The sequence below is a fragment of the Tardiphaga sp. vice154 genome (assembly GCF_007018645.1).
In the GTDB taxonomy this organism is placed as follows: domain Bacteria; phylum Pseudomonadota; class Alphaproteobacteria; order Rhizobiales; family Xanthobacteraceae; genus Tardiphaga.
Genome location: NZ_CP041399.1, coordinates 1357378 through 1379285, shown reverse-complemented (window position 1 = coordinate 1379285; position 21908 = coordinate 1357378). Strand labels below are relative to the sequence as shown.

Sequence of the window (21908 nt, the reverse complement as noted above, 5' to 3'; positions counted from 1 at the left end):
AGATCGATAGTGATTGGATTGCAATCCGGCGGTAGAGGTAAGCCCGCCTCCAACCGAGGCTTTCCCGTCGACTAGAAGAAGCTTCGAGAAAAGATAGCAGGGACCGAATATGACTCTCGAAACGGAACCAGGACCAAGCGAAGCGAACGTCGACAACGAGGCACGGCGGCTGGTTGTGCTTCGCGCGCTGGACGTTTTTGAATCCTTGCCCGAGAGCCATTTTGACGCGGTATGTTCACTTGCGCAGAGCTTTTTTTCAGTGCCGACGACGTTGATCTCGCTGGTCGAGCAAGACCGACAATGGTTCAAAGCAAAGTGTGGGTTTGAGGCAACCGAAACATCGCGCGATGTATCGTTCTGTGCTCATGCAATCCAGCATGACGATGTACTCGTCATCGAGAATGCGACGTGTGATCCACGATTTTCAGACAATCCGATTGTGGTCGGGGCGCCCTACATCAGATTCTATGCCGGCGCACCTCTCACTCTTGAACCCGGCATCCGCGTCGGGACCATTTGTCTGATCGATTACACTCCGCGGTCGTTCACGCCGGCTGATTGCCGGAAGCTCGAAGAATTCGCCATGATCGTGGTAGGGCAACTGAGGCAGCAGAAGCTCGCTGTTGAGCAGAAAAGCAACAGACGGCGTTTCCACGAAAGCGAAGCGCGTTACAGTACGCTCGCGGCTTCGCTTCCTCAAATGATCTGGGTCTCCAATTCTGCGGACGGCTGCCTTACATTCGTCAACAAGCAATTTTGCGATTTTCAAGGCTCTGACGGCCTTCAAGACGAAGAACCGGTGATCGTGCATTTTCCAGATGATTACGAGCGCGTGAAGCAACAGCACATCGAATCACGTTTGGCTGGTCAGGACTTTTCGTACGAAAGCCGGCTGCGGCGACACGACGGCGTATACCTGTGGCACAAGATCGTCTCCACGCCGCTCTACGTAAACGGGACAGTCTCCGAGTGGATCACCACAGCTCTGGATGTAAATAACATCATCGTGAAGCGGCAGGAGATTCAGGAAGCGACCAATCTGCTTAAAATTGCGGTGGACGCGGCGGGGGCGGCACGGTGGGATTACGACCCGCGATCACAACAGTTTACCCTGTCGAAGGAAGCCGCTCTTATGCACGGAGTCGACTCCTTGGGGCCGGTAGATCTTGCGTTAGACCGTTGGCAGGCGCTTGTCCAAACGAATAGTGCAAATATCATTCAACAGCTTCGGCGCGCGTCCAGCGATCTGGCAGCTGAAGTCGCCGGCGAATTCCAGATCACGCATCCTGACGGAACGACCAAGTGGCTGAACAGCTTCGGCCGCGCCCATGTCAATGTTACGGACGGCCGGACCAACGTGGTGGGCCTGGTCTTCGACGTTACCGATCGCAGATTGTCGGAGGCCGCGCTGATATCGGCGAGCCTTGAGGCGACGCGAGCCCGGTTGGAAGCGGAGCAGGCGAACTCCGTTAAGAGCGAGTTTCTGGCCCGGATGAGCCATGAAATACGTACACCGTTGAACTGCATTATCGGTTTTTCAGACCTTATACTCGATAGTTATAAGGATGACCACATTCTCGGCCACCGGCTCCGACTGATCCAGCGGGCTGGTGAGGTGTTGCTGACGGTGGTCAATGATATTCTCGACTTTTCGATGATGGAATCGGGAGAAATCAAACTCAGTGCTACGCCCATCTCACTCCCGGAGCTCGTGGGGAGCGTGGCCGACATATTGTCAGGTATTGCGCAGCAGAAGGGCATAGAGCTTCGTCTCGAACTGCAACAAGGCCTTCCGGAATTTGTAACCGGAGATGAAAAGCGCTTGCGGCAAGTTTTGCTCAACCTGGCGGGAAACGCCGTTAAATTTACCGACACGGGCTTCGCGTCGATAAGAGTCGATTGCGAGAGCGTGTCGGATCAGCATGTCCGCGTCCGCTTTTTTGTCGAGGATAGCGGCATTGGCATTTTACCATCGCGCCAATCCGGTTTGTTCAAGCAGTTCAGTCAAATTGACGGATCCATCACACGGCGGTTTGGCGGGTCGGGACTGGGCCTTGTCATCTGCAAACAGATCGTAGAAGCGATGGGAGGCGATATCGGAATGGAGAGTCGCGCTGGAGGCGGTTCGACGTTCTGGTTTGTGTTAAGTCTACCCGTCGCCGAATTTACGCACTTACGTCCGCAAGAGACGAAAGCTCTCTACAGCGGACATACCCAACTCAAATTGCTTCTTGTTGAGGATCTCGAAGTCAATCAGGAATTAATCAAGGCGGTTCTTGAGGGATTGGGGCACCAGATTGATGTCGCGTCAAACGGCGCGGAGGCGATCGAGATGATACAGTCCGTCCGCTATGACCTGGTTTTTATGGATATTCAGATGCCTGTTGTGGACGGCCTTACGGCAACGCGGGCAATTCGCAACTCTGATCACGAAAGCCGTGCCGTACCAATTATCGCGATGACCGCGAATGTGCTCCCGAAGCAGATAATCGCTTTCAAGGATGCCGGCATGGACGATCACGTTGGCAAGCCGTTTAAGCTTGCGGAAATTGTGAGCGTTATCGCTCGCTGGGTTGGACCCGCGCACGGCGAAAATTCAGCCGCCTCGGGCGTATAGAGATATCCTCTGCATATCCGCTCGGCTCGGTGGGCATCCAGACCAGGGCGGACAAGGCATCATGTCGGGACAGTTCCATTAAGAATAGTCGCCAGGCGCTTGTCCGGGATCGGCCGTTTGCACCCGAGAGATTTCCTGAGACCTAGATCGAAAAGCTTAATTGTGTGGAGGCAGGGTCCTTGGCTATCACTCTCCGTGAAACAATCGCAGGTTTGCCGTCAAGAGGCGGCCGTTGCCCGCGTTGCTTGATCCAACCTCACCCTTTGAGCGCAAGTCCTTGCTTTTGGGGTAACGCTTCCGGGAATGAGCTGATGGGATCTTCGAGTTCGCCTGAGGGCTTAAACTCCTACGCGGACCTGCTGAAGACAGAGGGATCGCTCGCGGGACTTTCCTACGCCGCGTCAATCGTCCGCCAGCATGCCATCGCGACGGGATCTCCGGCAAGCATAAGACTCGTCAGGGTTCTCAAAAACGCCCACTCGCCTATCGAAATCCACAATGCATTGGCGGAACTTCGTCGATGGGTCGAGGGTATCAAGTAGAATCTATAAACGGTTGCGATCCAATCACGCTGGTTCGTGATCGCTACCCCAAAGTTTGTGAGCCAAGCATTATCGGACACAGGTCCGGCCGGCGGTGGCGCTCGTCTCCGCGTTGACGCACCGTTAGGGGTGCCGCGAGAATTCGAGCTCGTTATCTCCGCCGATGGCACGCGACGGCGCGCGCGAGTTTGCTGGCAACTCGGCACCAATATGGTACTCCAGTATGCCAGCTCACCTGACGGGTAGAGGTTGCGCAAGGAACCGATGCGCGAAACGTGGTCATTGAGCACGGCTTCGATGGAATGATGTACGTTTCTGTGTGGTCGTGGGTGCGTCCACGGTTATAATTCAGCCAATGCGGATTCGGTCCGGCCGCTGGACGCCAGCGTCGCCTCGTATCCTGTTTCGGTCTCGCTACGGAGTCGGGCGAACACCGGCCGCACGGGACCCAGGGTGCATAGAAGTGGTAGCGATGGCCGGAACTGCGAAATCCTTCTCGACTGCCTTCGGGAGGTGGGACCTTGCCGGCGGCTTTGCTGTGAGCATCGTTGCAAGCTTGGTTGTCGCCGTGCTGGTCAGCTCCTGGAATGCGCGGACGGTGTCAACGCGATTTGAAGAAATGACGGACCGCGGTGCGTCGCAGTTCGTGCGCCAGCTTCAGATTTACGAGTTCGGCCTTCGCGGCGCACGTGGTGCGATCGTTGCATCCGGTGTCGACTCGATATCGCGCCAGCAGTTCAGGCGCTATGCCGAGACTCGCGATCTGCCGAAAGAGTTCGCCGGCTCCCGGGGATTTGGATTCGTTCGTCGCGTTGAGGCGGATGCGAGGGATGCCTTCATAGCTCGGGCGGCGGGCGAGAGAGAGACGGGGTTCACCATTCTCGAAGTCGGCAAGCACGACGACGACCTCTTTGTAATTCAATATCTCGAACCCGAAGCATCCAATCACGAGGCGATCGGGTTCAATATCGCATCCGAGCCTAACCGTGAGCTTGCGGCGATCGCTTCCATGGAAAGCGGCGAAGCCCGCATCACCGCGCCCATCACCCTACTTCAGGCGTCTGGGCAGCAAGATCGCGGTTTCTTGCTCATGTTGCCGATCTATAGGCCCGAGCAGTCGATCGATAATCCAGAGAACCGTCGCGCGGCGACGATCGGATGGGCCTTCACTCCGCTGGTGATCGACGACGTTGTCGCCAGCTTTGAAATATCGCAAGGACAGTTTTCGTTCTCGATACGTGATCGCAGTTATAATGAATCGCGTCCATTTTTCTCGAGCGGTGAGCCGGCAACGGCCGATGGACATCTTCGTCGTATCCCGATCCGCGTCTTTGGCAGGGATTGGGAGATGGAGACGCGCGCTTTGCCGCTATTTTTTGCGCGTCTGCATCTTCCTAATCCTGCACTAATCGCTACCGGAGTCTTGCTCGGCGGTCTTTTGCTAACCGGCCTTCTCCATATCTACTTCGCCGGTCTGCGGCGACGTCAGGAGGCCTGGTTGCAGCGGTCGCGTCTGGCTGCGATCGTGGAAAGCTCAAGCGATGCCATTGTTGGCACCTCTTTGAGCGGCGTGATTACCGACTGGAACCCGGCTGCGGAGCAACTGTTCGGCTACAAGGCCGAGGAAGCCGTAGGCCAACAATTGCTCGATGTCGGCGTTCCCCCGCATCTCCTGTCCGAAAGTAAAGACGCTCTTCGACAAGTGCTGGACAGCAAGGTCGGCTTGCGGTTGATCACGCAACGCCACTCGCGGGACGGCAGGCTGATGGACATGGTCGTCAACCTGTTTCCAATGAAAGTGGAAAACGGCGGGCTCGTTGGCATCGGAACGTCAGCCAGGGATATTACCGAATTTGTCGCAGCGCAGCGGGAAGTTCAGAACTTGAACGGGTCGCTGGAACGCCAGGTCATCGAGCGCGCGTCTGAGTTCAAAACTATTATCGATGCAATTCCGAGCATGGTGGCCTATTGGGACAATAATTTGCGCTGCCGCTTTGCCAACAAGGCCTATCTGGAGTGGTTTGGTCGGGCCCCCGAGACGCTGGTCGGCACGACGATGCAGTCGCTGCTGGGCGAGGCGTTGTTTGTCAAGAACGAGCCGTATATCCTTGCGGCGCTTGCGGGAAACGCGAAAAATTTCGAGCGCACGCTGACCAGGGCAGACGGAACTATCGGTCATACCTGGGCAAACTACATCCCGCATTTCGGAGATACTGGCGGGGTCCAAGGCTTTTTTGTTTTGGTGACTGATGTCACCCCGATGTGGGAAGCGGAGCGACGTCTGGAAGGAAGCGAAGCGCGTTATCGTATGCTGGCCGAGAACAGCACCGACATGGTATTCCAGCTCGATCTCGATCTGGTACGCCGTTACGTCTCGCCGGCTTGTCGGGAAGTACTAGGCTATCAGGAAAGCGAACTGATCGGCGAGAAACCGGTCAACCAGATACACCCGGAAGACGCAGGACGCGTCGCGAAGGTGTACCGTTCATTGCTTAATGGAGAGCGGGAGCAGGAATCGGTCGCCAAACGAATACGTCACCGCGACGGCCGGTGGATCTGGGCCGAGGCGACATTGCGCGTGCTTAAGGATCCGCAGACGGGCGAAGTTTCCGGAATCTTCGGGGCCATGCGGGACATCTCGGCAAGAAAGGCGATCGAGGCGAAACTTCAGGCAGCCAAGGAGTCGGCAGAATCAGCGGCTCGTACAAAGTCTGAATTTCTGGCAGCCATGAGTCATGAATTACGAACGCCGCTCAATAGCATCATCGGGTTTTCGCGGCTTATTCTCGCCAATGGCAGCATCGAGAAAGGCACCAACGAGAAACACGTCCGCATCATCTACAACGCGAGCAAGACGCTTCTAGCGATTGTCAATGATGTGTTAGACGTTTCAAAACTCGAGGTGAACCGACTTGAGCTCGATCCCCGGCCATTCTCGCTGGTATCGCTGATCGAGAATACAGCCGAACTCTTGCAAGGGGACGCCGATGCGAAAGGCATCTCCATAAATGTGGAACTCGCGGCTGATTTGCCAACGACCCTTCTCGGTGACGATTCCAGGCTCCGCCAAATAATTTTGAACTTGATGTCGAACGCGCTCAAATTCACCACCAATGGTTCCATTGTTATTGGCGCGGTGAATGAAAGCGACAATCCGGTCTGCACGCGACTAAAAGTAAGCGTCAAGGATACCGGCATCGGAATCCCGGTCGAGGCGTATCCGCGAATCTTTCAGCGATTCAGCCAGGTTAACAACACAACATCTCGCAGCTTCGGCGGAACGGGTCTGGGACTTTCCATTTGCCAAAGCCTCGTCGAATTGATGGGCGGCACGATCGGATTCAGCAGCGGCGAAGGACAGGGATCGGAATTCTGGTTTGTTGTCGATCTGCCAGTGGTCAATACGCTTCTGAGCAGCGAAGACGTCGGCGACGGAAACGAGGCTGCCGTGATCGATCCGCCTGCTTCCATTCTGTTGGCTGAGGATAATCCGATGAACCAGGAGCTTGCGGTCGCGATCTTGGAGAAGTGGGGTCATCGTGTTGACGTCGTGGAGAATGGCGTCGCAGCCATCGAGGCCGTGCGAGCAAAGAAGTACGATGTTGTTTTGATGGATGTGCAGATGCCCATCATGGATGGCGTGGAGGCAACGAACCGTATCCGGGCTCTCGGTAGTTGCTACGAAGCTATTCCGATTATTGCCATGACTGCAGCGGTACTTACCAATCAGTTGGAGGACTTCAGGCGCGCGGGCATGAGCGACCATATAGGAAAGCCGTTTGACCCTGGCAAACTTCGGCGCGCAATCAATCACTGGGTCGGATTGGGGCGTGCTGGCGGTGGTCCAGAGGCCGGCATACTTGCTCAACCGGCCGGCGCTGACAGCGCAGCGGTCGAACTACCGCACGTCTTGTCGGACAGTGTCTTGGATGAGGATGTGTATTCCGTGCTGGCTGATATGATCGGATCCGAAAAGGCAGCGGATCTCGCGCGTCGCTTCGTCCGGGATCTCGCAAGTCGCTTCAGCGACACCGCAAATCACAGGAAGATCGGGTTGGATGCACATACCGTTATTTCGTCGGCAGGAATGCTGGGTTTCACCGTCCTTTCTTCTTCCGCCAGAGATCTCGAACAGGCCTGTGAAAATGGCGGCGATCTTGATCGGTGTTTGAACGACGTCCTTCGGAGGTGTAGGCAGGTAGACGAATTCGTGCGTAACCGATTTTGTGCCCAGCCTGGCGCGGGCACAACTGCGGCGAGCAAGCTTTGAAAGAGAACGCGAGAAAAGCTCTCTAGATTAAGCCAGCTATGGCCGGCGAACCAAGGCGGGTCTACATGCTCGACGAAAAAGATACTTTACCGCTGGTCTGTGTGTTTGAGCGGGACGAGGGCATTGAGGAGTTGCTGTCAGTGGTGCGGCAGATGAACTTCAATGCAATTCGAGGTGGCAAAGGCGACTTCGGGGCAGGATCCTGTGGAAGGAATAATGTCACTACAGTTCTCGTCAGCGATAACGTCGAGCGATCGTTTGAGTTATGCGCTTCCATTCCGACCCACATTCCGAAAATCCTGGTTGCGTCGAATACATCGTTTGATTTCCGGCTTGCAGCGGCGCGCGCTGATATTACGGCGATTCTGCAGCGGCCCCTGCAAATAGGCGAGCTTGGCGATTGGCTGAAGCAGTTTGCTGCGGAGAGGTCTGTTCTGGCGGCATCAATCCTGATCGTCGATGACGACCACATTACCGCTGAACTGCACGCGGAAATACTCCGTTCGGCTGGAATGTCGGTCTATATCGTCAGCGATCCGGTTGAAGCTCTTACGGCTATTGAAGCCACCAGTCATGACCTTGTGCTGATGGATGTTCAAATGCCTGGCGTCGATGGAATAGAGCTTGCGAGAATGATGCGCCAATCACGACAGCACATGGCTATGCCTATTGTATTTCTGTCTGCCGAGCAGGACTTGGACAGGCAATTGGCGGCACGCAGGTTCGGCGGTGACATCTTCATCAACAAGCCCGTTGATCCAAAACATCTAGTGTCATTGGTCCGGCTGAGGGCGGATCGCTCAAGAACGCTACGCTCAATGATCGAGCGCGACAGCCTAACCGGCCTATACAACCACGGACAATTCAAGGATAGACTGATCCATGAATTCGAGCGGTCGAGGCGAACCGGAAGTCCGCTAAGTATTGTCATGATCGACATCGACAACTTCAAGAGCGTCAATGATCGTTATGGTCATCCGGTCGGCGACAGGGTCATAAGGGGGGTGGCAACCCTGCTAACGAATCGGCTACGTCGCACCGACGTCGTTGGACGCTATGGGGGAGAAGAATTCGGCATTTTGATGATGGATACACCGCCCTGTGCTGCCGGTAAGGTCGTTGACAATATCCGTACTATGCTCGGCGATTTTCTATTCGATGCGTCGGGCCAGTCCTTCGCCGCGACATTCAGTGCCGGCGTCGCGGGTGCGGCGGCGAGTGATAGTCCGGAGAACTGCATCGCGAGAGCAGATTCTGCCTTGTACTTAGCAAAACGTGAGGGGCGAAACAGGGTTCGACTTGCGGCAGCCGATATGGAAATGATTGGGAGTGCAGAGTAAGCTTTTTTTCATAAATGCACGTTGGACAAAATGCGTGGGGTGAGCTGCACCCGGTTCTGTTGACGCCGGCTTAAACTAATCCGGCCCTTTGCTCGAAATCCATAGGGCTTAGATATCCGATGGTCGAGTGACGACGCTTCGGATTGTAGAAGCATTCGATGTAGTCGAACACGTCGGCCTTGGCGTCATTCCTTGTTCGGTAGATCTTGCGCGCGGTTCGCTCCGTCTTCAACGACGAGAAGAAGCTGTCCATCTCCGCGTTGTCCCAGACATTTTCAGACCGGCTCATTGAACAGACGACGCCGTGGTCGGCCATCAATCGCTGGAACTTCTCGCTGGTGTATTGGGCGGATTCAACTGGTCGTCGCAACACCCATCAGGAGGAAGGCGACGCCGTCGCGGCCGCGCCCTGAGAGCTTGTAGGCGCATCAATCGTTCGACCCGGTGCAGCCCGCACGACACACCCTCTGCAAGCAGGTACATATAGAGGGCTTTTGCGTATGGCGACCCACCGTTGTGAATCCTTGGCACCCGTGGCCCGCCTGCGCCGCGGCGGCGATGCCTCCCGGCTCTAGCTGTAGAACCTCATACGTTCAGTTTCGCGGGTCATGATTGACGCCGCGTTAATGTACTTTTCCCGCTTGATAATCCGACTGGCCTAGTCCGATCGAATATCCGCGTCTGCCGCTCTCATCATTTGCGCATGATGGCGATGAATTCGCAACGATCGAGAAGAGCGACCAAAAATCTGACCATTCAGGCTCGATCGTTCGACGCGCGACCGCCAATGGCAAAATCAAGCATTCATTTACGACGCTCGTGCGTCATACGGGCACACCATCCGGATCAAGCGGATCGCGCAATTCTCCACCGAAGCGATCGGCAGACCGGCAAGAAGGAATCAAGTTCATGCTGTTTGCGCGCGCTCCGCATAGCCCCACCCACCGACGACGGTCCGGCGGAATTTCCATTGCGCTTATGTCGTTGATGCAGTGCGGCAGTGCCGAGGCCGCAGACTGGTACACTGGTGCGACACCAGCGAAGCCAAACGAGAGCTGGATCGTTGCGGTCGACACTTCAGCGAGCACAACGTCAACCGGTTCGAGCTTCGCGGCTATTTCCGCTACTTTCGCGCCGGGCTCGCTGGATAAAAGCGGGGCGCGGGTTCGTGCTACCGGATTGATCGGTACCTACACTTTCGACTCCGCGGGTTCGGGTCTCCGAACACGGGGTGACCAGGTCGAGGGCGCCTTGCTTGCTGGGTACGAACTGGTAGGCGGACAATCCTCTTATTCCTTTTACGGCGGACTAGATGTCCGAGACTCCCGCTTTTCCAATGCCGATCCGGGACATGCGCCGAACGGAACGCAGTTCGGTTTTAAGGGAGTCGCCGAATTCTATGTCGCCCCTTCGGAGCGAACGATGCTGGCCGGCTATGGCTCGTATTCCACGAACTACGATGCCTACTATACCCGACTGCGTTGGGGCGTTGCTCCCGCCGCCGGAGTCTATGTGGGCCCTGAGTTCTCCGCGCTCGGCGACGATTTCTACCGGCAATGGCGGATCGGCGTGCACCTCACCGGTATGAAATTCAGCGGCGTTCAGTTCGGCGTGTCGGGCGGGTATCTCGTCGACAAGGTCGGGCGCAGCGGTGGATACGGCACTCTCGACGCCCGCGTCGTCTATTGACCTGCAGTGTTCGCCACGACGCGCTGACGCGCGGCAGTCTAATATCCATCCAGTCCAAGGTACCTCGATGAACGTTTCAGGTTCGCTCGTCCTCCGTCACCGGGTTGCTTCGTTCGCGCGATGGTTCGTGTGGGCGATAACGGGAATTGCAATGGTGTTACTGCTCGCCCAGCCCGTCAGCGTCGATACGCAGCTCCTGCTTTCGATCACTGTAATACTAGCCATGGCAGGCATCTGGTGGAAAGGATCCGGCCGTCTCGCCCGCATGGGATTCCTCACGCTCGGCAGCCTGGTGGTGCTGCGGTACATTTACTGGCGAGCGACGAGTACGCTACCGTCCTGGAATGAACCAGTTAGTCTGGGCATCGGCGCGACCCTGTTTGCCGCCGAACTCTATTGCGTTGTCTTTCTTGCCATCAATCTCATCATCAACGCAGATCCGCTGGCGCGGTCGCGACCGGCAGAGATGCCGGACGAGGCGCTGCCGAGCGTCGATGTCTTCGTGCCCAGCTACAACGAGGACGAGGAAATCCTGGCCATGACGCTGAGTGCAGCCCGGCGAATGGATTATCCTGCGGAAAAATTTACCGTTTGGTTGCTCGACGATGGCGGCACGGATCAGAAATGCAACGATAAAAATCCGGCTTCTGCCGCCGGCGCGCGCGCCCGCCGCACGTCGCTTCAGGCACTCTGTACGGAATTGGGCGTCAATTATATGGCCCGGGAGAGCAACGAGCATGCCAAGGCTGGTAATCTCAATGCCGGCCTGAAGGCCTCCAATGCAGAAATAATTGCGGTGTTCGATGCCGACCACGTCCCGTTCCGCCAGTTCCTGCGCGAGACGGTGGGCTATTTCGCGCAGGACGACAAACTGTTCCTAGTACAGACGCCACATGTCTTCCTGAACCCCGATCCGATCGAAAAGAACCTTTCTACCTTTGACCGAATGCCGTCCGAGAACGAGATGTTTTACTCGATCACCCAGCGGGGACTCGACAAATGGGACGGATCATTCTTTTGCGGATCAGCAGCGTTACTGCGTCGTGCCGCATTGGATGAGACGGACGGCTTTTCCGGTATCACGATCACAGAAGATTGCGAGACGGCGTTCGAACTTCACGCCAAGGGGTGGAGCAGCCTCTACGTTGACAAGCCATTGATCGCGGGACTTCAGCCTGAAACCTTTGCTTCCTTCATCGGCCAGCGCTCGCGTTGGTGCCAGGGCATGTTTCAAATCATGCTGCTCAAGAATCCGGCAATAAAGCCGGGGTTGCGACTGATTCAACGGCTGGCATATCTCTCCAGCATGACGTTCTGGCTGTTTCCTCTGCCGCGCATGATTTTCATGCTGGCGCCGCTTCTGCACATTTTTTTCGACGTGAAGATATTCGTATCCAGTATCGACGAAGCGATTGCCTATACCGCAACCTATATCGTCGTAAACTTAATGCTGCAGAATTATCTGTACGGCCGCGTTCGGTGGCCATGGATGTCGGAATTGTATGAATACGTACAGGGCGTATTCCTTACGCAGGCTATCCTGTCGGTTCTGACGTCGCCGCGCAAGCCTACGTTCAACGTCACGGCAAAGGGACAGTCGCTCGACCGCGATCATCTGTCGCGCCTTGCACCTCCCCTCATGATAATCTTTGCTATCCTCGCGATCGGCGTGCTGACGGCGGGATACCGCTATATATTCGAGCCTGGGGTCACGAGTCTGATGCTGGTCGTCGGTCTCTGGACCTTGGTCAATCTCGTGATCGCGGGAGCCGCGCTCGGTGCCGTAGCCGAACGTAAGCAGGCCAATCGTTTTCCGCGATTGCCGATACAGCGCACGGCCGAACTTCGCGTAGGCTCACGCGCGATCGACGTGACGGTGGAGAATGTATCGGCTGGCGGCTGTGCTGCTGCATTTGACGTTGCTGACGGCGACAACACGAGTCTGCAGCGCGGCGCTGTGGGCGAACTCAGGGTGAAACCACTCGATGGTTGCGTAGCGAGTGCTCCTCTGCCGGTCAGGATCGTGCGTTCGGAGCCGGATGCACCGTTGGGTCTCGCGTTCAAAGGACTTTCTTATCACGACTATTCGTCGCTGGCCGACCTGATGTATGGCGACGCCGCCGCCATCACGAATTTTCTCGAGCGGCGGCGTGGGCATATGGACCTGTTTAGAGGAACGGTTCAGTTCCTGATCTGGAGCGTAGAGGGCCCCTTCCGCGTAGCGCGCCTTGCACTCGCTTATAGACTTTTCGGTGCCATCGCGCCTCCGGTTGTTATGTCATCATCCGCCACTCACGCCGTCGAACCGCAACTCATTTCGGTGGTGTCGGCGCCAGATACAAGCATCCAGCTGCTCTCCGGCGCCACGGGGCATCCCGGACAACTGCCGCTGACAGCCGATCAGGGTGAGCCGACAGTCGATCGCCCGGGCGAATGGGCAAATCTGGTGCTTAAGCTCGCGGCGGCGGAACCAGCTTCACTCAAGACACAGATCGGCAAAACCGATCGCACCCTCCAGGTGGCATGATGGCGTTCACGATTTTCTGTCGATCCCTTTCCGCCTTGGCCTTGCTTGTGGCGACGGCGGCATGCGCGTCGGCGCAGACGCAGCCTATCGGCGCACGGCCTAGCATCGTCGCACCGTCGTCTATGGTGCTCGATACCGCGCGAGCTGTCGTCGGAACAAGGGTGCTGGCGGCACCGGCAACCTCTTCGCCGGAGCCGGCTGACCCGGTTCACCATATGCCGGCCGCGCTGGGCGGTTGGCGGATCGAGGGCGAAACCGGTTGGCTGCAATGGCCGCTTTATCTTACCGCTGATGAAGCCGGAAGTGCACAACGTTTCCGGATCGGCTACCGGCCGTCGGCGACCCTGTTGCCGCAGCTGTCTACTCTCACGCTTTCTATAAACGAGATCGTGATTGCTCGGATTGGCATCGCCTCGCCTTTAAATGCAAAGCCAGCCGAATTCGATATTCCGCCGGGTGTTCTTCGTCGCGGGTTCAATGCCGTGCGTATTTCCGTCGAGCAGCGACACGGCGTGGACTGCGCGCTGGATGCGACCTACGAATTATGGACCGAAGTTATCCCTCAGCAGACTGGCTTGATCAGTATCCGGCCAGAACGGCAGGCCCCCCCCGATCTGAACGACCTGGCTGCGCTACGCCCGCGGGCGGACGGTATGCTACCGATCGACGTAGTTTTTGCCGAACGTCTCAAACTGCAACGAATCGAACAAGTGCTGCTGGCATCGCAGGCTATCGCCCTGGTCGGCCAGTTCCGTTCGCCCATCATTCGTTTCACGACGAGCAGCGGCTTGCGGGACGGCGTAAAGCTGATTGTCGGCACGCGCTCCGAGATCGCGAGTGCGGTGAATTTCCCGGCGGATCAAGAATCGAACGGAGGGCCGTCAATATTTTTTCTTTCCGGTCAGATCCAGGACGCTCCAACATTGGTCGTGACAGGATTCACCGAGGCGGATGTTGCCGCCGCCATCGTGCAACTTTCGAGCCTGGCCTCCTCAGAACCGATCGGCACGCCGTCAGGGCTGCGCGCGGCGGCCAACCAATCGGGATTGAAGATCTATGGCGGAGAACATATTCGCCTGGGCGACGTCGGAATCTCCAACGTCGAGTTCTCCGGTCGTTCCTTTCGCACCGCGCTGGATGTCGCAATGCCCGCTGATTTCATTCCGGCGGATTATGCTAAGCTCACGATCGATCTCGCGGGTGGATATGCGGCGGGCCTGAGCGCGGAATCGCAGGTCATGGTCGCTGTGAACGGAAGAGATGCTGCCAGCGTCGGATTGCCCAATCCCTCAGGCGATGTTTTTCGCCATAACGAGATCCTGGTTCCGCTCGGTTTCCTGCGACCCGGCGCCAACCGCATCGAGATCCTGGCGCAAGTACCTAACAAGTCCGACGTGGCATGCGACGCGGGCGCACTTGCAACGCGCAACTCAAAGCGCTTCCTGTTGCTATCGAGTACCGAAATACGCTTTCCGGCAATCGCGCGGTCCGGACGCCTTCCGGATTTGACGCCAACCGCAGCGTCCGGTTTCCCTTACGCGCAAGCGGCGGCACAGCCTAACCTTTATGTCCCTTTGCCAAATCGAGAGTCCCTGTCGGCGGCTGTGACGCTAGCCGTTCGTATGGCTGCAGCTGCAGAAACCTTGATACCCTTTGCGGTCAAGATCGAGGCCACCGGCAAACCGATTTCGCATACCTTGATGGTAGCGCCTGCGCGCGCGCTCGATCCGATCGTCATGAAGGCTATCGGCCTGCATCCGGACCTGGTGCGCCGGGGATGGGCAGATCGCGTCCATGCTTCAGAGAGCATACGCGGGGAGACTCGCAATGGTGACGTCCTGCCTACCGTTGTCCGACCAAGCGAAAGCAACTCGCCCGTCGATTACGAAGGCGAGCTGGTAACTGGCGCCCTGCCGGATGATGTTGGCGACCGCTGGGCTGCAATGATTTCCCAGCGCTCCGCGTGGAACTGGATTCGACAGACTGCGGCGGCCTTGATGACGAACACGGGTCGTTATGCGCAGGGACTATTTTCTTCGTTGAAGAGTTCGACAGGAAATCTGGACCAAATTGATCCCCTTGCATCCCTGATCATCGCTCAGGGGTATCTTACAGCCAGCGACAATGAACTCGTCACAATAGTTACTGCGCCTTCATCCGCGGATCTCATGCAGACCGTAGAGCGGGTGGTCGATCCGCAACGCTGGTCGAGGCTACGCGGAAGAATGTCGGTGCTGGATCGCCGCGGAAATCTGCTGGAATCGACCGAGGCTTCGACGCTGCGCTATGTCGCGACGCAGCCGTTCATGTTGCGTAATGCCGGCCTCGTCGCGGCCGGATGGTTTTCCCTCAACCCCGGCGCCTACCTTCTGATCGCCTTGCTGCTCGCCTCCTTGCTGGCAGCTGTGACTTTGACACTGATACGCCACAGCGGCCGGAGTAATGGATGATGCGGTTTGCAGCAATTTTTCGAGGACTCTCGGCTCTCGCCGTCTGGGTGACAATCGGCGGCGCCATACCAGTGCGGGCTGACGACAATACGGGCCGATTGCTGACGGCGGCACAGCAGGTCGCGCCTCGACTGGCCGGGGCCTTGAGCGATCAGACACTTTGGCGAAGCTACAAAAAACGATTTGTGACCGAGCAGGGCCGCATCGTCGATACCGGCAATGGTCGCGTCAGCCACAGTGAAGGACAAGGCTATGGCTTGCTGCTGGCGGTCGCTGCAAACGATCGCGAAGCGTTTGAACGAATCTGGGGCTGGACGCGCGCCAACTTAATGGTGCGAGGCGATCAACTCATGGCCTGGCGCTGGGAGCCGGACGCGAGGCCCGCGGTCGCGGACATGAATAATGCTTCCGATGGCGATCTGCTCATTGCATGGGCGCTGGCCGAGGCAGCAATCACTTGGTCCGATGCGGGATACCGGGTCGCAAGCCGTCGTATTGCAGTCGAACTCGGCCGCAAGCTGATCCTGATGCGTACTTCGTTCGGACCGTTGCTGCTGCCGGCCGTCTCGGGATTTGCCGTCGAAGACCGCAGCGACGGCCCCATTGTCAATCTTTCCTATTGGGTATTTCCCGCGTTGGACCGGCTGGCGTCGGTAGCGCCGGAGATCGACTGGGACGCCATTACCGGCGCTGGAATGAAGATTCTGGCGGCCTCCCGTTCCAGCAAGTCAAAACTCCCCGCCGAATGGCTGAGCGCCCGCGACGCCGAACTGCGCCCTGCCCAGGGGCTGGCGGCGACGTTTTCTTATAACGCAATCCGAATCCCGCTCTATCTCGCTTGGGCAGGTATCGGCACCGAAAGCGACTATGCGCCTTTTATCGCGTTATGGAACGCACGATCCGCGCACGGACTTCCGATCGTCGATGCCGGCGATGGCCGTACTGTCGCTTCATTCAGCGAAAGTGGCTATTCGGCGATTGCGGACCTGACCGCTTGCGCGGCGAAGGGAACGCGATTGCCGGCCGGGTTCCGAAATGTTCGGATCTCGGAAAACTATTACCCAGTGACCCTGCATATGCTCGCCCAAGTCGCTGTCCATACGAGGTTTCCGTCATGTCTGCGCGGCTGATTTTGGCGAGCGCTATGCTCGTTTGCGATGTTCTGGGAAACTTGGCGTGGAGCGCGGATGCACCTCGGGATCTGGACGCAAGGAAGGCTGCGGGCCTGACGCCGGTTGCCCGGTCCGGGGGACAACCGGTCGATGAATCTGCTCTGCGCTACTATGCCTCGCGCAAGCAAAAGGAGCGCGTCGATGTTGAGATTCGCCGTTTGCAACGCAACTATCCTAACTGGCGGGCGCCCGCCGATCTCTGGACCGCACGCCCGAGCAGTGAGAACGAGAACGAACTTTGGGAATTGTACGCCTCGGACAATCTGGAGGGACTTCACAAGGCGATCGAGGCCCGTCGAACCAGAGAACCGGGCTGGACGCCATCCACAGATCTCGCCAAAAAATTTCGCCGCAAGGAACTGCGGAAGGAAATCATAGCCAACAAACTAATGGGACGCTGGGCGACCGCGGCGGCCGCTGCTGACCGCGGAGACTTTGGGCCCGACACCGGGGATGTCGAAACTCTCTGGGATATCGCCGAGGTCTACGCCCGCACGAAGCGTCCCGAGGACGCCCTCAACATACTGACGCTGGTATTGCGCACCCGATCTGAATCGCAGGAACGATTCGCCACCGTACAGCGGGCGATTTCCTTGCTACCTATGATCGATGCCGAACGTCTGATCGCAATGGCGCGGACCGACACGAACGGCGAAAGCGAGTTTTCTTCGCTTGGTATCGATATCACGCGCGCACGGATTGGCGCCTTCCTTCACGATCAACCGGCGAATAACGTGTCGGTTGCCGATCTGACTGCATTCCGGAACTACGCGCGCGCCGCCGCAGATGCCAACCAAGCCGGGCTCGTCGCGTGGTACGCCCTCAAGAGGGGAGACCTCTATGAGGCGCTGGAATGGTTCAAGACTGCGATCGCGCAGGGCGGCGACGCGACGATGGCTCACGGATTGGCGCATACACTGAGGAAGCTTGGTCAATTGCGCGAGGCCGAGGAAGTTGCATACGCATGGCGTGAACCGTCTGCAACGAACATGATTCTGTTCATTGACATCATGGCGGATCAACTGACGCGCGCCGCCCCCGTGCGGTTCGAAGCTGACCGTCTGTCACGCTTCGCAGCGGTGACGACGCAGACGTCGTCGGGAGAGGGCGCCCAGGCCTTGGCATGGTATGCCTACAATTCCTGCCAGTTTGAGATCTCCAGCGACTGGTTCCGACGAGCTGTCGCATGGTTTCCGAAGGAGACGACCGTATTCGGATACGCGCTGACCTTGCGGCGACTCAAGCGTCAACAGGAATTCGTCGAGATCGTGAATCGGTATGACGGATTGTTTCCGAAAGTTCTAACGCTGCTTTTCCCCGAGCAGGGCGCCGAACCGGCAAGCCCTTGTGATGGCCCTGCGCCGGCGAAGACTGGCGTCGCGGCTAGGTCCGCTGAATTCCTCGATCTAAGCAACAGTGGAAACTCAAAGGGCCGGATGCTTCAGCAAGGTCGTCTAGGCCAAGCCGTTCCGGGGCCACCCGTGCTTTCAGTTGAAGTTGCCAACAACGTTCCACAAATCAGAAGGTCGGACTTTCCGATCGCGGTCGCGCCGGAAAATCCGCTCAGGTTTCCCACAGCAGAGACGTTTCGCGGAATCAGCAGCATGGTGACAGAGTGGCGGGAACGCGGTGTGTTTGCCGCCGTCACCGTCGCCAGACGCGTTCCCGGCGTGGGCGTCTTGCCATACGAAAAATATGGTCTGAAACTACAAAGCGCCTGGAACGGGACGGATCAACCAAACCTGTCAGCAAATATCGACGCGCAGGCGCCGATCGGGACGGTCTGGTACGCCGAGCATACGGCACTCGCGACCGACACTTCCCGCGTGGCCACGGCGGCACGCCCGGGCGCTGCTTCGTCGGCCAGCGACGCCTCACCCCCCGGCGGTAGCGCTCCATCTCGTTTCCATCCCTGAAACATTGGTACTGTCATGATACGCGTTTTTATAGCTTGTTTGATTGCTGCTGTTCTGTGCGGTTGCTCGCAGTCCGGCGACCGCAAGAAGTTGTCTTTCGACGAACTCGACAGGCTTGCTGCAACGACAGTCCGCGAAAGCAATGCCAGTGCTGAAAAGGCTCAACAGTCGGCATTTGCGAGACTTCCGGCCGACGCGGGCCGGGTCGTGCGCGTATCGCGGACCGGCTCTTCCGATGGCATCCATCAGCAGATCGAACTCGATAGCCGCGTCGCTGGCCTCGGCCCAAGCATGATCGATATACGGATCCGGACCTCGAACCGGGCCGTGCTTGACCAGCCCATCAACGTGGCGAAGCCGACCGAAGCGAGCATTCGCGCCGAGCTTTTGACGCAGTTCCCCCGAATGGCGATGCAGGTCGTCAAGCAACCGCACGGCAACGATTACGGTCCGTATGGGCTGGCCGTCGGCCGTTGGGAAAATGGCTCCCGTTGCATTTACGCATGGCAATGGATCGACGATCTTAAAATAGCCCGCGCCCTCGAGACGCCCAATCCTGCCTCTATCCGTATCAGGCTTTGCAGAAATGGCGGTACGCTGGATTTGCTTGCAGGAATGGTTGACCAGTTGAGTCTCGATCCCGCACAGGCGGAAGCGCGGGAGGTGGAAAGCGTGTCGGTCGCGCAGTCGCCGAAGCACCTGGCACAGAAGGACGCACGTTCCGTCGTGCATCATAAGGGCAGGCACGTTCAGCCCACAGCGCCCGTCAGACGCATGGCTCGCGCCGAAGTTTCACAGCCACTCGTCGATCTTATCCCACCCAGCACCCAGGGCGGCGCGGAACAACCGCTCGACACAAGCTTGCCTGCCGCCGCCTATCGGGGGCCGGCAGCAAGTGGCTCAACCCAAAGCAAATAAGAGGAAACCTCGATGAAACCACGTGTGCTGCTCGTCGAAGATGATCCGATCGCTCAAGATCTCGCAACGGCCATCCTCCTGAGCGCCGGGTTTGAAACGGATGTGGCACCGGACGGCTTTGTTGCCGTGCAGTTGGTTCGGAACAATCCATATAGTATCGCGCTCGTTGACTATCACCTTCCCGAGATGGACGGATATGCGTTGGCCAAGCTGATGCGCGACGCGGCAAACGACGAGGGACGGCCAATCAAGCTGGTCGGAATTACCGCGGACCGCGATGGCCTCGCGGCGCGACGCGGCGCCGACTCGCTATTCGAAATGATCATCGTCAAGCCTTTCCTGCCTCAGAAGCTGATCGACCTCGTAAGCAACGCCACGGCAGAGACGAGGCAGCTCGGCCAAATGTCGAGCGATATCTCGCTGGGCGAGGAAAACATGCTGGCGGACCGCGCACGAGGAGCAGCAGTAGAATTCTGGCGCGCCAGGGGCTTGGCATGCAGACCGCGGGCCTTTGTTTTCCCCGCGCCCTCACCGCGGCAGGCAGAAAACCTCAGCACGTGTTTCGATCTGGTGAGCGAAGCGGCAGCCGAGCTTTTCATTCTTCTTCACAAAGGCGCATCTGAGCAACTGGCGAAAATCAGGGCACAGCGCGATGGCGACCATTTACCGATCGTGTCGATCGAACGATCAGCTTTTTCAGGATGTGATCTGCATTTTGAGATAGAAGATCCGCAATCCTGGAGCGATCTCGCGGAATTCCTCGCCAGACTTCGGAGGTCAGCATAATACGAGACTCCGATTTAGGCTTCGCACTAAAGGTGCCGCCCACCCGCGTCATGCTGGCTGTCATTCGGCCTGCAATACTAAGATTGGACGCCGATTGACACCGCACCAGCGCATGGACGATCTTTTGCCATCGTCCGGTGTCGCGCCAGGCATAGAAATAGCTTTGAACCCTGGAGTACGGCGAAAACTCCTTCGGCAAGGGCCGCCACTGGCAGCCCGAGGAAAGAATGTACAGAATCGCTTCAACGATTCTGCGAAGATGAACTTTCCGCGGCCGACCCAGCCGGCGCCGCGGAGGCAACTTTCGCTCGATCAACTTTCATTCCGCATCGGTAAGATCGCTTGCGTAACGCCGGCCTCGGCGCTGATACTGAGCCCAAGTGATTTCGGTCCATGGCATCGTGGCCTCCCTCGAATATTTGCAGATCCGATGGAATCACAACTGGCCGGAATCACTCGCCGCTTTTTCGGTCAGGCTCTGAGGACGAGCCGACCTAGACCTTCCTCGACAGCGGCATAGCGCCGCGTCCATACGCGCGGTGGCAGCATGATTCTATTCGACGTCTTTGAGCGAGGCATAACCCCGCGCCAGCTGACAGCGCCCACAATTGGATTAGCGATCACACCACATGGGAAGCCTGCATATCGATCAGGTCTATTGCTCTGGCTTCAGTCCAATTGCTTTGACCACAGGACCATATTTCGCGCCCTCGGCGTCATAGAACGCGGCCAATTCCGCTGGATTCGAGCCAACCATGACGGCGCCCTGACTGATCATGCGCTCCTCGAACGCCGGATCCTTCACGACCTTGGCGATGTCAGAACTGATCTTGTCGACGATCGGCTTCGGCGTACCCTTCGGGGCCACGATCGTCGACCAAGTCTGGGCCTGCAGATAGTCGTAGCCCTGCTCGGGTGAGGTCGGCACGTCGTGAAGGATGGAAAGCCGCTTGGCGCCGAGGACGGCGATCGGACGCAACTTGCCGCCCTTAATGTGCGGGACCACTTCGGTCGGCGCACCGGCGTAGAACTGCAGACGCCCGGCCACCAGATCGATCACGCCCTGGCCGCCGCTCTTGTAAGGCGCGTGGATCGTGTCGAGTTTCTCACGCTGGGCCAGCATTTCCCCCATCAGATGCGGCGTCGTCCCGGCGCCCGGCGACGGATAGACCATACCAGGAGTTTTGCGCGAATATTCGATCAACTCCTTGAGGTTGTGAATCGGCAACGTGGCGTTGACGACCATGATGAGCGGAGAATACAGCACCAGCGATACCGGTTCGAAGCTCTTGTCGATTGTATAAGTGAGGTTCGGATAGACGTATTGCGTAATCACGAACGGCGGCGCCGCCAGCAGCAGCGTGTAGCCGTCAGGCGTAGCGCGCGAGACATATTCCGCTCCGACCGTCGTCGTGGCGCCGGGCCTGTTCTCGACTACCACCGGCTGCCCCCAGATCTCGCTGAGCTTTTGGGCGACTCCACGCCCGACGATGTCCGATGACCCGCTCGGCGCATAGGGAATGACCAATGTCACCGACTTCGACGGATATTTTTGCGCCATTGCCGGGGCTGCGCCGACCACGCCAAGCAGTGCTGCGACAAGGAAACATTTTATCATGCTATTCCTCGTTGGGAAAGAAAATGAAGAAAGAACAGAGGTAAAGCCGGCCAACGGCCCGCT

Annotated in this window: 11 protein-coding genes and 2 pseudogenes; 10 read left to right on the top strand and 3 right to left on the bottom strand. The window is 57.8% G+C overall.

Features of this window, described 5'->3' with window-relative positions; genetic code table 11:
- Positions 1–109: 109 nt before the first annotated feature.
- From FIU28_RS06450 to FIU28_RS06440, 3 genes are all read left to right on the top strand, one after another.
- Positions 110–2617, top strand: coding sequence for a GAF domain-containing hybrid sensor histidine kinase/response regulator (locus tag FIU28_RS06450; protein WP_143572174.1), 2508 nt, complete (start codon positions 110–112; stop codon positions 2615–2617).
- Between the two features lie 1014 nt (positions 2618–3631).
- Positions 3632–7429 carry a PAS domain S-box protein gene (locus FIU28_RS06445; RefSeq protein ID WP_143572173.1) on the top strand — a complete coding sequence of 1266 codons (3798 nt, stop codon included), beginning with the start codon at positions 3632–3634 and terminating at the stop codon, positions 7427–7429.
- 65 nt (positions 7430–7494) lie between these two features.
- On the top strand, positions 7495–8769 hold the full coding sequence (locus tag FIU28_RS06440; RefSeq protein ID WP_168209935.1) for a GGDEF domain-containing response regulator: 1275 nt from the start codon (positions 7495–7497) through the stop codon (positions 8767–8769).
- A gap of 70 nt (positions 8770–8839) precedes the next feature.
- Here FIU28_RS06440 and FIU28_RS06435 read toward each other — a convergent pair.
- Positions 8840–9267: pseudogene (locus FIU28_RS06435) on the bottom strand (IS3 family transposase); the annotation flags it as partial.
- Between the two features lie 411 nt (positions 9268–9678).
- On the opposite strand from FIU28_RS06435, the gene bcsS reads away from it, so the two are divergent.
- From bcsS to FIU28_RS06400, 7 genes are all read left to right on the top strand, one after another.
- Positions 9679–10458 carry a cellulose biosynthesis protein BcsS gene (gene bcsS / locus FIU28_RS06430; RefSeq protein ID WP_143572171.1) on the top strand — a complete coding sequence of 260 codons (780 nt, stop codon included), beginning with the start codon at positions 9679–9681 and terminating at the stop codon, positions 10456–10458.
- A gap of 67 nt (positions 10459–10525) precedes the next feature.
- Complete coding sequence (bcsA, locus tag FIU28_RS06425; RefSeq protein ID WP_143572170.1) at positions 10526–12985, top strand: UDP-forming cellulose synthase catalytic subunit; 2460 nt, start codon at positions 10526–10528, stop codon at positions 12983–12985.
- Positions 12985–15435 (top strand): cellulose biosynthesis cyclic di-GMP-binding regulatory protein BcsB, encoded by a 2451-nt coding sequence (locus tag FIU28_RS06420; RefSeq protein ID WP_168209934.1) that lies wholly within the window; start codon positions 12985–12987, stop codon positions 15433–15435. The genes bcsA and FIU28_RS06420 overlap by 1 nt, the downstream gene beginning before the upstream one ends.
- A complete protein-coding gene (locus tag FIU28_RS06415) occupies positions 15432–16565 on the top strand; it encodes a glycosyl hydrolase family 8 (protein ID WP_143572168.1) in 1134 nt (377 codons plus the stop codon). The genes FIU28_RS06420 and FIU28_RS06415 overlap by 4 nt, the downstream gene beginning before the upstream one ends.
- Positions 16550–18523 (top strand): hypothetical protein, encoded by a 1974-nt coding sequence (locus tag FIU28_RS06410; protein WP_143572167.1) that lies wholly within the window; start codon positions 16550–16552, stop codon positions 18521–18523. The genes FIU28_RS06415 and FIU28_RS06410 overlap by 16 nt, the downstream gene beginning before the upstream one ends.
- Before the next feature lie 15 nt (positions 18524–18538).
- Positions 18539–19441, top strand: coding sequence for a cellulose biosynthesis protein BcsN (bcsN, locus tag FIU28_RS06405; RefSeq protein WP_143572166.1), 903 nt, complete (start codon positions 18539–18541; stop codon positions 19439–19441).
- A 12-nt stretch (positions 19442–19453) separates the two neighbouring features.
- Positions 19454–20227, top strand: a complete 774-nt coding sequence (locus FIU28_RS06400) for a response regulator (protein WP_143572165.1) — start codon at positions 19454–19456, stop codon at positions 20225–20227.
- A gap of 100 nt (positions 20228–20327) precedes the next feature.
- Here the strand turns inward: FIU28_RS06400 and FIU28_RS06395 are convergent.
- Positions 20328–20627: pseudogene (locus FIU28_RS06395) on the bottom strand (transposase); the annotation flags it as partial.
- A gap of 255 nt (positions 20628–20882) precedes the next feature.
- Positions 20883–21899 carry a Bug family tripartite tricarboxylate transporter substrate binding protein gene (locus FIU28_RS06390; protein ID WP_143572164.1) on the bottom strand — a complete coding sequence of 339 codons (1017 nt, stop codon included), beginning with the start codon at positions 21897–21899 and terminating at the stop codon, positions 20883–20885.
- Positions 21900–21908: the final 9 nt, after the last annotated feature.